10 protein-coding genes are annotated in these 12106 nt (G+C 43.2%); 4 read left to right on the top strand and 6 right to left on the bottom strand.

What is annotated here, in order from left to right; genetic code table 11:
- Nucleotides 1–14 precede the first annotated feature (14 nt).
- Nucleotides 15–1073 carry a recombinase RecA gene (gene recA, locus K339_RS0102940; protein ID WP_028522273.1) on the bottom strand — a complete coding sequence of 353 codons (1059 nt, stop codon included), beginning with the start codon at nucleotides 1071–1073 and terminating at the stop codon, nucleotides 15–17.
- Nucleotides 1074–1294: 221 nt separating this feature from the next.
- Between recA and K339_RS0102935 the strand changes: the two genes are divergently transcribed.
- Both K339_RS0102935 and K339_RS32435 read left to right on the top strand, forming a co-directional pair.
- Nucleotides 1295–2428 (top strand): DUF4932 domain-containing protein, encoded by a 1134-nt coding sequence (locus K339_RS0102935; RefSeq protein ID WP_028522272.1) that lies wholly within the window; start codon nucleotides 1295–1297, stop codon nucleotides 2426–2428.
- Between the two features lie 86 nt (nucleotides 2429–2514).
- Nucleotides 2515–2775, top strand: coding sequence for a hypothetical protein (locus tag K339_RS32435; protein ID WP_037299073.1), 261 nt, complete (start codon nucleotides 2515–2517; stop codon nucleotides 2773–2775).
- Between the two features lie 203 nt (nucleotides 2776–2978).
- Here K339_RS32435 and K339_RS0102925 read toward each other — a convergent pair whose 3' ends face one another.
- Nucleotides 2979–3833 (bottom strand): UbiA prenyltransferase family protein, encoded by an 855-nt coding sequence (locus tag K339_RS0102925; protein WP_028522271.1) that lies wholly within the window; start codon nucleotides 3831–3833, stop codon nucleotides 2979–2981.
- A gap of 3 nt (nucleotides 3834–3836) precedes the next feature.
- Entirely contained in the window at nucleotides 3837–4370 is a 534-nt protein-coding gene (locus K339_RS0102920; protein WP_028522270.1) for an acyl-CoA thioesterase, read from the bottom strand.
- A gap of 181 nt (nucleotides 4371–4551) precedes the next feature.
- Here K339_RS0102920 and K339_RS0102915 point away from each other — a divergent pair, with 181 nt between their 5' ends.
- Nucleotides 4552–5475 (top strand): M23 family metallopeptidase, encoded by a 924-nt coding sequence (locus tag K339_RS0102915; protein WP_028522269.1) that lies wholly within the window; start codon nucleotides 4552–4554, stop codon nucleotides 5473–5475.
- A gap of 19 nt (nucleotides 5476–5494) precedes the next feature.
- On the opposite strand, the gene K339_RS0102910 is transcribed toward K339_RS0102915, so the two are convergent.
- The 3 genes from K339_RS0102910 to K339_RS0102900 all read right to left on the bottom strand — a co-directional run bounded on the left by K339_RS0102910 (nucleotide 5495) and on the right by K339_RS0102900 (nucleotide 9787).
- Nucleotides 5495–6838: a hypothetical protein gene (locus tag K339_RS0102910; RefSeq protein WP_028522268.1), complete on the bottom strand. Its 1344-nt coding sequence runs from the start codon at nucleotides 6836–6838 to the stop codon at nucleotides 5495–5497.
- Nucleotides 6839–6879: 41 nt separating this feature from the next.
- Nucleotides 6880–8052 carry a class I SAM-dependent methyltransferase gene (locus tag K339_RS0102905; protein WP_028522267.1) on the bottom strand — a complete coding sequence of 391 codons (1173 nt, stop codon included), beginning with the start codon at nucleotides 8050–8052 and terminating at the stop codon, nucleotides 6880–6882.
- A gap of 436 nt (nucleotides 8053–8488) precedes the next feature.
- Nucleotides 8489–9787 (bottom strand): M23 family metallopeptidase, encoded by a 1299-nt coding sequence (locus K339_RS0102900; RefSeq protein ID WP_169731807.1) that lies wholly within the window; start codon nucleotides 9785–9787, stop codon nucleotides 8489–8491.
- A 426-nt stretch (nucleotides 9788–10213) separates the two neighbouring features.
- Between K339_RS0102900 and K339_RS0102895 the strand changes: the two genes are divergently transcribed.
- Nucleotides 10214–12106 carry a peptidase U32 family protein gene (locus K339_RS0102895; RefSeq protein WP_028522265.1) on the top strand — a complete coding sequence of 631 codons (1893 nt, stop codon included), beginning with the start codon at nucleotides 10214–10216 and terminating at the stop codon, nucleotides 12104–12106.

The following is a 12106-nucleotide window of genomic DNA, read 5'->3' as shown; positions in this document are numbered from 1 at the left end:
GGTTGATAGCAGGCTTAGTCTGGCGTTCCGTCGTCGGCGATGTTCGGTTGTTGCGTATCCAACAGTGCATCATCATCTTCGTTGACTTTTGCACGGATTTTCGCTTCAAGTTCATCGGCCAATTCAGGATTATCTTTCAATAATTGCTTCACTGCGTCACGACCTTGTGAGAGGCGGTTGCCATCGTAGCTAAACCAAGAACCCGATTTCTTCACGATTTCAAGTTCTACCGCTAAGTCGATGATTTCTCCTACTTTAGAGACCCCTTCACCGTACATAATGTCGAACTCAACCACTTTGAATGGAGGTGCCAATTTGTTTTTCACCACCTTCACTTTGGTACGGTTTCCAGTGATATTATCGGCGCTTTCTTTGATTTGTCCAATCCGACGAATATCCAAACGAATCGACGAATAGTACTTGAGGGCATTACCACCCGTAGTTGTTTCTGGGCTACCAAACATCACGCCGATTTTATCGCGTAACTGGTTGATAAAGATACAGCAGCAATTGGTACGGTTAATAACCCCCGTCAATTTACGCAAGGCTTGCGACATCAAACGCGCCTGAAGACCCATTTTGCTATCGCCCATTTCGCCTTCGATTTCCGCTTTAGGAACAAGGGCCGCTACGGAGTCAATCACGATGATGTCAATCGCTCCCGACGAAATCAAATGTTCGGCGATTTCGAGCGCTTGTTCACCGTTGTCAGGCTGCGAAATAAGTAAGTTTTGGGTATCAATTCCCAACTTTTGGGCATACACACGGTCAAAGGCGTGTTCTGCATCAATAAAGGCCGCCAAACCGCCCAATTTTTGAGCTTCGGCAATGGTCTGCATGGCAAGTGTAGTTTTACCTGACGATTCTGGCCCGTAGATTTCTACGACCCGTCCACGTGGCAAACCACCAATTCCTAGGGCAAGGTCAAGTCCAACGGAACCCGTTGAAATTACCTCGACATCCATTACTTTTTTGTCACTGAGACGCATCACTGTGCCTTTTCCGTAGGCTTTGTCAAGCTTCTCAAGCGTTGTTTGCAGGGCTTTAAATTTTTGTTCTTTGTTGTCTGCCATGGTTGATGTTAAAATATGAAATAGTAGGTTTGTTTACGTGTAAAAGTACTCATTTTATTTAGGTTTTCCAAAGAAAACAGCGACTAAAACGGGTCATTTTTAAGGTTATTTACGGGGCTTTTGCGCAACGTTTTTTAAGACGGGGAAAGTTCATTTTGGGGGTAAAATTCTTAGCGAATCACCTAATTGCTATCTTTGAATCTTGAACATATCCATTTCTTATGAAACATACGCTAACAGCCTTCTTTGTACTCTCATTTGGTGCTTTTCTCTTTACTTCTTGTGGCAACCCGATTGCGCCCAAAGCCCGATTCTCCGCCGCTTATCAGACTGAAAACCGACAAAAAGTAACCATTGAAATGCCCGAGACGTATGAGCTTAGTTGCATTATCATGGCACTCACGGGTTACCGAAACGTTTTGGAAGAGAAAGACCCTTACATTCAAGACGTTAAAAAACATTTTAGTCCTTACAAAGACCATCCGATGGTGCGGCACGCGGCAAAAAAACTTCGTAAGTTAGGATTACTTCACCATACCCAATTGCGCAAAAGTGCACTCACGCTTGAATTTAACGACAACAACCGCCTCGTAAAAAGTAAGGTTTATTCATTAAAACGCCCGCTTTCGATGATTTTGTTGGACTTACAAGACCGCCCAGCCCTTCTTCGGGATTTTATTGAAAAAACAAATTACCGAGCGTTTTACGCCCAGCATAAAAGTTATTACCAAGGCCAGTTGGCGAAGACCGAAAAATACATGCCCGTCCGTAAAATGTGGGCATGGGCCGAAAGTCAGTTTCCGTCGCGCTACGATAGTTATAAAATCTATCTTTCTCCGCTCGACGGTGGCCATCATTTCACGTTTCATCTGAACGAAAACGGCTTTCGTCAAACGCTCATGTTTATAAGTCCAGCGGGCGAGTTTCCTAGCAACCGTTCTGAGGTTGAAAAAGAAGGCTCTTGGTCGCGCATTGTTTTTACCGAAATTGACCACAACTACGTCAACCCCGTCACCGACCAGTACAAAAAAGAAATTGAGGCCGCCATGCCCGATTGGAAAAAATGGAACAAAACCAAAGAAGGCAACAAAGGCTACTATGAATCTACGTACCTGACGTTTAACGAGTACATGACGTGGGCGGCTTTTACGCTGTACGCCTACGACTCCTACCCTGCGGCTGATTTTGAGAAAATCAATCAGCGCGTTGAAGATTTTATGATCAATGGCCGTGGATTTCACCGCTACAAAGAATTCAATCGTTTTTTGTTGGAAACCTATAAAAAACGCGCCGCCAATCAGACCGTTGCCGACCTTTATCCTGCGGTCATTGCTTGGCTCAAAGAACAACCATAAATGGATTTTTTGAATAACCACGCGCCAATCAGTGCCCAAAGCTCGTACCTTTGCCGCACTAACCAATTTATTGAGACATCAAACTCATGAAAACTCCTTTAGTTGAAAGTCTGCTGGGATGGACGTCATTAGGTTTCTTTGCGTTGTGGATTTTGGAATTTCGCCGTACCGAATTTGTAGATAGTTACTGGTTATTAATGCTTTGTTTGGCCTGTCTATGGGGCTTCCAATACCTACGTCGCAAACGCGGTGCCGAGCCTTTATTGTCAAAATATACGCCCGAAAATCGTCAGCAAAAACCCAAGCCCAAAGCGACTATCAAGCCTTCGATTAAGAAGAAGAAATAGAGGTTGGGGGGTGAATTAGGAATTAGGGAATATTTGCCATCACGGGTGGTACGTCCTTTGTCAGTATGACCAGGAAATTGAACGTAGATTCCTCCTATGGTCGGAATGACAAAAAACAGGAAACCACAAACCCGAAACAGGAAACTCAAAATTGGACGTAGATTCCTCCTTTGTCGGAATGACAAAAAACAGGAAACCGAAAACTAAACCAGCCAAAGGGTAAAAAAGAAGACGCCATCGCCTAGCCAACGGTAGCGTTCGTTGGGGAGTACTGAGGCCGACTTTCTTTTGAGGTAGTCGTTGGCAAGGCTCATTACCGACACCGTGATGGCTGCTCGCACGCAATAGCGGTACGAAGTGGTAATTAGTACAATTAAGGCTGTCGCACAGACAATGATGCTAATCCACATCAGAATTTTACTCACAGTTTCTGTTCCCCAAGCAATGGCCAAAGTATAGCCTTCTTCCATGTCGAAAGACTCAAACCAAGAGAATAATAGCAGATTTTGGAAAGCAACCAACCCAAAAAGCCCCATGAAAACTTTGCTCTCCCAAGGTGTTTCGGCGGATGCCGACAGCGCCGTCCACCAGACCCCTGCGGTATAAATCAAAGCAACAATAGGCTCTTTAAACAACTGAAAACCATCGGTTAGCGTTGTTCTAAATATAACCACCAAATACCCCACTACCAGTACTGCTAGCGTCAGCCCAACAATAAACATGCCTTTGGGGAGCCAAAACAGGCAAACAAGCCCCACTACCCCTAATCCAGCTAATATTTTGAGTAAAATCGGCTCATATTTTGCGTGAAATCGGTGTCGTTGGGTATCCACCTTTTTCGATTTACGGTTGTCGAGCAAGCGATCTGTCACATAAATGGCGAACACCGCGATACCCACCAAAAGCGTCGAAGCCCACGAGACTTTCCCGTGTCCATCGGGCATACGCTGCGCAATGGTGTGCGTAAGCATTGCGCCCGCCACCACATCCAAACTTAGCCAATGAGCCCGTTTTAAATAATATCCAATAATAAATGCTGTATTGTGCAGCCAGTTCATTCCTTACACTTTCGTCGAAGCAGCGCTCAGACTTTGTTTAATTTCTCGAATCCGTTCGTTAAAGTTCCAGTTGTGATAATCCACGTTTGGTAAACAGGTTGCTTCCAAATAATCCATAATCGAAGGTGGATGCACCGTGCGTTTTCCCGAACGTACATCAATGTACTTAGAGGTTACCCAAAGTACATTTTTGAGTTGCGTCCGCGAATCGTCCGTCATGTAGTATTCTGTGACAATGGTGTCTTCGCTAAAATAAATCAAGCGCGACGTAATGCGCACCCATTCGCTCACCAGCGCAGGCCGCACGTAGGCGATTTGGTGCTGATATACCACCCAACTCTGTCCTAACTCCCGAAACAAGCGTCCGAAATTAAATTCGTAGAGCTTGGCTACTTGGTCTTCACGGGCGTTGAAATAATAGTCAAAGTACTTCGCGTTGTTGAGGTGTTGAAGCGGGTCACAGTCCTGAAAACGAATCACCATCCGCGATTCGGGTTCTTTGGGATAATCTTTATTGGGTAGGCGCTCAAAAAACATGTGCGTGACGAATAATTGATTCTTTGAAAAAGAAAGCAAAGTTACAACACGAATTGGCTCCTAAGCCTTTGTCCACAAAAAATGATACTCTTTTATAAAAAATTGACAAATGTCAAGTGGTTGACCAGAGATTTAACCTAGCTTTGTCGTTATCAATTTCAGCCAACTCATTATCGTATTTATGAAACTATCCTCTTCTATTCTCGCTTTTACCGCCCTTTTTTCACCCTTTTTCGCGCTTGCACAAAGCTCCGTTGAAGTTACTTACACTGCCAACGACAAACGCGAATACACTTTTCAAGCCAAAAACTCCAACGTTTGCGACTATACCGTAAAAGTCGAATTTACTGATTTACAGGGCGGAAGCTGCGGATGTTCGTTGCCGTTTATTGAATCTATTTCACCTGGCCCCAGCACCTTATTCACACTCAAACCGAACCAAAACAACCAAGGGATTTCGTTTCGCTTCGGTTATTCTTACCTAAAAGGACGAGTGCTGAACAAAGCCCCCAAGCCATTTTTATACCTTTTTCCTTTTTCTTCGGCAGTGGCGCACAAGGCTTTTTTGTCAAAAAATATCATGGAAATGATTGCCAACAAAAAAGTGTCTAATTTCTACGGTATTGCTTTTCAAATGCAAAAAGGAGACACCGTTTTTGCCGCCCGTCGCGGGGTAGTGAGCCAATTGAAAGATGCTTTTGATACCCATTCTGACGGAATTTGGTTCTCCAGCCAAACCAATTCGGTAGAGGTTTTTCACGGCGACGGCAGTTTTGCCAGCTACAATCGACTCAAAAAAGGTAAAATGTTGGTCAAAGAAGGCCAAGAAGTAGAAGCTGGCGAGCCACTGGGCATTGTCACTGACGATACCTTCGAAGGAAGTGTCGTAGTTCAGTTTTCGGTGTACTATCTTAGCCGTGCGAGGGCTTTCAACCAAACCGAATATCCGTACGAATTCGTAGTTCCGTCGTTTTATTCGCCCACCAATACTTCGGGCTTAGTAATGCAGAGCGGCGGCACTTATACTTCCGAATGGCCCGAAGCAATGGTCACCCAAGAAATGTCAAAGAAAGAAATCAAGCGCTGGAAAAGTAAGCAAAAGTAGTCGAGGGGGATATTTCCCCTCAATCTTTGGCATACCAAAATGGCACTGCTACGTAGTCAGTCCATACTTTTTTGGGCAGGCTGTCCACGTTCATTGTTTTAATGTAAAGCGTATTACGGCCAATTTTACATTTTTCAGTACTCAAATACGTCCTCAACCCTTTGGTATTACCCTGGTCTTCAAAGAACAACTCCACCGAATCAAAAGTACTGTCGTTGAGGGCTATTTTAAAGTATTGATTAAAACACTCAAGCCTATTTTTATCCACTAATAGCCTTCGTTTGTACTTTCTGATACTGTCGGGGAGTGTAGGTTCTTGACATATTTTGGCTAAATCGGTATCAAAAACTTTACTATAATTGATATACAACTTCAGAAACGGCTCTTCGACAACGTCCGACTGAATGCTTGCGGCTTCTATCCGCTCACCTTCTGGTCGTAAGTTATCATAGTAATTGGCCGTCAGTTTGTGTTCGCTTGTGCCAGTGGAGTAAAATTTGCGAGATTCTAGGGTAGGAATACTGTTATGCGCCAATATTTTCTCCACATAAATAGAGATAGCTAATCCAAAAAATAAAAATCCTATGGAAGCAAGGGATAGGAAATATTTCTTTCGAGGTAGATTGGAGGCAAACGTAAAATTGATGTACTGGATAGGTTTATACATACCCATGTACATCCAAGCGCTTTTAGCTATGTATTGTTTAAGAAGTTTGCTAAAAAAGGGATGTTCACGGTATTTTTCCTTCGAACTTAGTAGTACAATGACCAAACTAAGCACCATTATGCTCCCTCCTGCAACCATAAAAACAGGTTTGGCTTTGCTATAAAATACGGGGAAGTACGTCTTGAGGCCCACCGTCCCTGCAAATGTGACGATGTACATGATTGTGAGCATCAAACTGAACAATACCATCACGAAGGCGATGGAGAAAATTTGGCTACTAATTCTGTCTAATCGAATGATAAAGCCATCCAAGCTCCCAAATTTCTTTTCGTATGATTCGGCCAGCTCTTTGTTCGTATTTGGCAAATTTTCAAAGTTGATTCCCTGCGGAAACACCGCCCTTAGCCCTACAATAGCAATCCAAAACGCACGAATAATAAAGTGGACAACAAACGTAAATATCAGGAGATAGGCGGAAGATTTGGCAAAACTGTAGGCTAAAATTGGCAAAACTTGTTCGAAAATACTGTTACTCAGCTGGTAATTTTCAAAATAGCTTTCGATGGCAGCATCGGTCAATTCGGGGAGAAACGAGGTAGAAAAAATAGCCGCCCCTGACACGACCAGTTCTAAGTTCCAACTTTGGTTGGATAATTCTTGAATCCAGTTACTTTTTTCGGGAGAAGGGGTTTCCATGCAATAGCCAATAAAGGTTTAGGTCACAACAAATGTAAAAATTAAATTGGCTTTTTACACACCAAAAGTCGTTTATCTCCATTGGCCAGGGTCGTGGCAAAAATGTAGGTGGAGCCACCTTCTTTGAGTTTAAACTTTTTACGTAATTCGTCAGTAGAAAGTGGAAAATTACGCACCGTCAGGTTGGCTTTTCCGTCAGTAAGGTACGGTGCCAACGCTTTGGCGTCCACTTTCACGACGGCTTCCACCTGAAAAATCCGCCCAGGAAAATGCTCAACCAACGTCGCAGAGGTGTAAAGGTGGCTGTGAGGGGCTATTTTTTCCACTCCGTACGCTTTGGCCACCGACTTAAACGCCCCTGCCTTCAATACCGAAGCATTGGGTTCGTAAAGATACATCTGCGGTTCGTTCAGCGTTACGGCTAAACTGGCTTCACTATTCCATTCAAAATCAAACTGTTGTATCGTTTCATCCGACTTAAAATTAATTGTCCGTACCGTTGGATTGGTCGTGGGTTGGGCCTCCGACGCTATTTCAAAAAGCAGCTCTTTGCACTCATTTTCTACCGAAACAACGTAAATGACCGACAGCTGGGGCAAGTCCAACAAGGTTTGTTTGAGGTCGAGCAGCGGCGAGGCTTTGATGAGCAATCGCTTGGCTTTTTGCAAAAGAAGCGGCAGGTACGTCACCACGTCGGGTTCGCAATCGCGCAGCCCTACCACGCGGCGGTTATCGGCCGAACGACGCGCGGGGTCGAGATAAATCCAATCAAAAACGGTATCGAGCGTTGGTAAAATTTCCAGCGAATTTCCTTGCAGATACTGCACGTTTTGAAGCCCTAGCAAGTCTAAATTATACCTTGCACACGCCACGAGTTCGGGCTTTTGTTCTACATAAAACACTGACGTACAGTTTTTAGCAAAAAAAGAAACATCTATTCCCATTCCACCCGTTGCGTCCATGAGCGTCCCCGACACCAACGCCGCTTTGTAACGCCCCGTTGTTTCCGACGAACTTTGTTCTACCGAAACCGCAGGCGGAAAAATGAGTCGTTCTTCAGCATACCACGAAGGAAGTTTGTGTTTGGCTTTCTGCCGAGCTTCGATTTGGCGAATTTCAAACTCTCTATTTTTACCGTATTTGAGCAACAACGCCGCCACCGACGTTTGCTGATGTTGTCGAATAAATTGACGTTGTTCGTCTGTCAAAGTCATTGTAGAAATACCCCGCTTTAGATGTTTGCCAAGGCACAAAAGTAAGCATACAAGTGGCAGAATGTCTATCAAAAGCGTCATTAAAGCTCAAAACCCTAGTTGACTCATACCGATTGCTACGGCTACGAGTTAACTAGGGTGCATTCTGAGTTAAAAACTAACGTTGAACAATGAGTTACAAAAACTACCCTTTTTTATTCCAAAAGTAAAGAGCCCCAAGCCTAAAATTCCTCAAACAGCCCAATCAAAATAAGCCGTACTTTGGGGCGGGATTTTGACAACGTAGGCATTATAATACAGTTCTCAATCAGTTTATCTGCATTATTTTCGAAGCAGACGTCAGTTTCCTCTTTAATAACTTTCTTGGAAACCATTCCTTCTACAGGTTGAATGTATAATCAATAACGAAGGCAGAACCTCTGCATTAGTAATGATATCAATCAGTAACCCATACTGCTAGAATTTGGGGTAAGTTATCTATATACTTGTACTCTAATCTTACTCTTTTTCCATTCATGAATGAATCCTTCAAAATATCAACCATTCTTAATTCCATTGACTTATCTTGAGCGTTCTTTAATGGTATGAAGAAAAATTCTGGATTTGAAACACCATCTAACCAAACTAAAAACTGCTCTTTTTCAGGAGGTGGCATTCCTATGATGTCATTATTTGAAAGTACTCTTGTTTGAATTCTTTTTATTTTCCTATATGGCTGTTCTGTAAGTAATGATATTGGCAGCGAATTTATTAAAGGGTTCGTTCTCCAATGTATAGTTCTAAGTGAACCTCTTATAGAAAAGGTAAGAAAATCAAACTTGTTATTTAAATTATTTGGCAAATAATTATATGAATTTACATCATTAGGATTTCTTGCATAATCATAAATGCCAAATGGATCAATCAAATAATATAATTCTGGAATCTGTACATTATTAACTACTCCTTTTGGACCTTTAAGGGCAACTCCAAAATGTAAATGAGCACCATTTCCTCTTGCTATCTTACCAATTTTTTGTCCTCTTTTTATGAGATGACCATCCTGAAAGTTAATAATACTTGAAGGTTCAAGGTGTTGATAAACCGTAAGAAATTCTTTATTATTTGAAGATTTATGAGATAAAACAACGCAACTATCACTTTTACTTTTCAAAATTCCATCTTGGGCAGCACAAACATCAAAGTCTCCAGATGAAGTTTTAGGCATAAAATCAGTTCCTGCGTGATATTTTATGACATCAGAAGTCCTAATCCAAGCCCTTCCTCTGTCACCTAATTGTATAGAATCAGTATAAAATGGCAGTGTTAAATCAAGTGATGTAGCATTACCCAAAGGGTCATCCAAAAATTTTGACAAATTATTTCCAATGGGTAAGTTATACTTCGTTCCTTCAATTTGGTAGGCAAATGGTTGATATTTAAACGTTATACCATTTATTCTTCCATCTACTTTATCAACAAGATTTCTTCCATTTGGTAATAATCTATTTGGGTCATCCCCAAGTAGAAGTGACAATAGTGATAAGTTTTTTTGAAGAGGCACACCCCCGAATTTTTCGTCAAAATATCCATAAAACTGCGTACCGTTTGAGTTTGGTGATGATACAAAATAATATTGGCTAATCGGTGGATTCTGTGAAAAAGACCTCATTCCATAAAAGATAAATAATAAGATAAGACATGCTGACTTAGAAAAACAGGGTGTGAAATTATATTTTATTCTTAAACGTTCCATTGTACACCTAATTTCTAGGTCGATTTGACGAAGCAATAGCAGCCCTACTATGCCGAGACCAGCATTAAGAACACCAATAAACCGAAAGATGGACACTAGGAAGAGATTCGTAGCATCTCCCCCAAAATAGTCTGTCGCTAATGTGGGAACGAAGAGCACAAACAAGCCGAGGGCTAATGAATAGAACGAGACAATGAAAATAAAGGTAGAACGAGACATAGTAGAAGGTGATTAAGTTTAATAATCACAAAACTGAGAAAATTGCTTCGCATTGTTCCTCATGGTTTTCTATGAAATCATCTCATAGAAAACCATGATTTTGGAGGAGAAGGCAAGCAACTACTCCAAGCCCATTAACGTCACCCTCCATATCTCCTCAAAATTCCCTAATTTTGCGCTCCATTCTTACAACGGATAGATAATTAGATGAAAAAGAAAGTTGAGATTCTTGCTCCTGCCAAAAACCTTTACCAAGGAATGGCCGCTATCAATGCAGGGGCAGATGCTGTCTATATTGGTGCTCCGCAGTTTGGCGCACGAACCAATGCCACCAACTCGGTCGAGGACATCGCCGACATGGTGCGCTACGCCCATCTTTTCAAGGCAAAGGTGTTTGTCGTTATCAATACCATTTTGTACGACGAAGAACTCGCCACTTGCCAGAAACTGATTCACGAATTGTACAAAATTGGCGTGGATGCGCTCATCATCCAAGACATGGCCATCATGGAGATGGATTTGCCGCCTATCGTGATTCACGCCAGTACCCAGGCCAACAACCGCGATGCCCAGCACGTTAAGTTCTTGGCCGATGCGGGCATGAAACGAGCGGTTTTGGCCAGAGAGCTAAACTTAGACCAAATCCGTGACATCAGCGAAGCTACCGACATCGAATTGGAGTTTTTTGTGTCGGGGGCTTTGTGCGTGTCGTTTAGCGGAAATTGCTACATGAGCGTGGCCAACGGTGAGCGAAGTGCCAACCGTGGTTCTTGCGCCCAAAACTGCCGCTTGCCTTACCAACTCATTGACGGCAAGGGCGAAACGTTGATTTCCAACAGCCATTTATTGTCCATCAAAGACTTGGATTTGAGCGACCAACTGCCCAATCTGATTGAAGCGGGTATCACTTCTTTCAAAATCGAAGGGCGCTTGAAAGACATCGTTTATGTCAAAAATAATACGTCGTTTTTGCGTCAAAAATTAGACGCATTTTTGGCCGAAAACGGCGATAAATACGAAAAAGCTTCTTCGGGCCGCACCTTCTACAACTTTGAACCACAGATGGATCGAAGTTTCAACCGAGGCTACACCGACTATTTTGTCAATAAGAGAAAGGAGAAAATCGGTTCGTGGGAAAGTCCGAAATCGCAGGGGCAATACATCGGCAAGCTGTTGGAAATCAAAGGCAAGGGCTACGTCATTGAAAACTTTGAAGAACTCAACAACGGCGACGGCCTTTATTTTATCAACGAAGAAGGCGTGGCCGACGGGGTTCAAATCAACGTGATTTTCAATAACCTCGTCATCCCCAATACCTTTAAGCCACTTCCTGTGGGAACGGTTATTTATCGAAATTCGGATGCGGAGTTCAACAAAATGGTGGAAAAAGAAAACAGCGCCGTGCGTAAAATTGGCGTTTCGCTGTATTTTTCTGAAACTGCCGACGGCTTTCAACTACTCGCCATCGACGAAGACGGTCACCAACACAGCTCGACGCTCGCCATCGCCAAAGAACTAGCTCGCACCGAAGAATCGGTGATTCCGAACATCAAAAAGAACTTGGCTAAAACGGGCAATACGCCTTTTGAGGTGGACGCTATGGAAGTGCAATTTAGCCAAAACTGGTTTTTGCCCACGTCAAAAGTCAACGAAATCCGCCGCGAAGTGCTTGAAGAATTGGCGGAGGTTCGGGTGCGAGATTACCACCGCGAAACGTTTCAAATCGAAAAAACGACCCACCCCTACCCCGTTCAAAAGCTTGACTTCATGTACAATGTGGCCAATCACATGGCGCGGGAGTTTTACCAACGTCATGGCGTGACGGAAATCGAAAAGGCGTTTGAGCTGCAATGGGATCCAGGAAAATCGCGGGTGATGACCACCAAGTACTGCGTCAAGTACGAGTTGGGCAAATGCGCGCGATTCCAGCGCGCCACCATGGGCGAAAAATTGACCGAGCCCCTCACCCTAAAACACGGCGAAGTGGAGTACAAATTGCGGTTTAACTGCAAGCCCTGCGAAATGGAAATTTGGGAAAAAGACGCCGAATTGGAATACGAAGACGAAGACCAACAATTGGGCTACATCGAGAAGTGGTAA

It is taken from the genome of Runella limosa DSM 17973 (assembly GCF_000482465.1).
Taxonomy (GTDB): Bacteria; Bacteroidota; Bacteroidia; order Cytophagales; family Spirosomataceae; genus Runella; species Runella limosa.
This window is presented reverse-complemented; position numbering and strand designations above follow the sequence as displayed.

What these genes read in the sequence shown, in the direction of transcription:
- recA (WP_028522273.1), bottom strand. Translation starts at nt 1,073, where the DNA reads ATGGCAGACAACAAAGAACAAAAATTTAAAGCCCTGCAAACAACGCTT.
- K339_RS0102935 (WP_028522272.1), top strand. Translation starts at nt 1,295, where the DNA reads ATGAAACATACGCTAACAGCCTTCTTTGTACTCTCATTTGGTGCTTTT.
- K339_RS32435 (WP_037299073.1), top strand. Translation starts at nt 2,515, where the DNA reads ATGAAAACTCCTTTAGTTGAAAGTCTGCTGGGATGGACGTCATTAGGT.
- K339_RS0102925 (WP_028522271.1), bottom strand. Translation starts at nt 3,833, where the DNA reads ATGAACTGGCTGCACAATACAGCATTTATTATTGGATATTATTTAAAA.
- K339_RS0102920 (WP_028522270.1), bottom strand. Translation starts at nt 4,370, where the DNA reads ATGTTTTTTGAGCGCCTACCCAATAAAGATTATCCCAAAGAACCCGAA.
- K339_RS0102915 (WP_028522269.1), top strand. Translation starts at nt 4,552, where the DNA reads ATGAAACTATCCTCTTCTATTCTCGCTTTTACCGCCCTTTTTTCACCC.
- K339_RS0102910 (WP_028522268.1), bottom strand. Translation starts at nt 6,838, where the DNA reads ATGGAAACCCCTTCTCCCGAAAAAAGTAACTGGATTCAAGAATTATCC.
- K339_RS0102905 (WP_028522267.1), bottom strand. Translation starts at nt 8,052, where the DNA reads ATGACTTTGACAGACGAACAACGTCAATTTATTCGACAACATCAGCAA.
- K339_RS0102900 (WP_169731807.1), bottom strand. Translation starts at nt 9,787, where the DNA reads ATGGAACGTTTAAGAATAAAATATAATTTCACACCCTGTTTTTCTAAG.
- K339_RS0102895 (WP_028522265.1), top strand. Translation starts at nt 10,214, where the DNA reads ATGAAAAAGAAAGTTGAGATTCTTGCTCCTGCCAAAAACCTTTACCAA.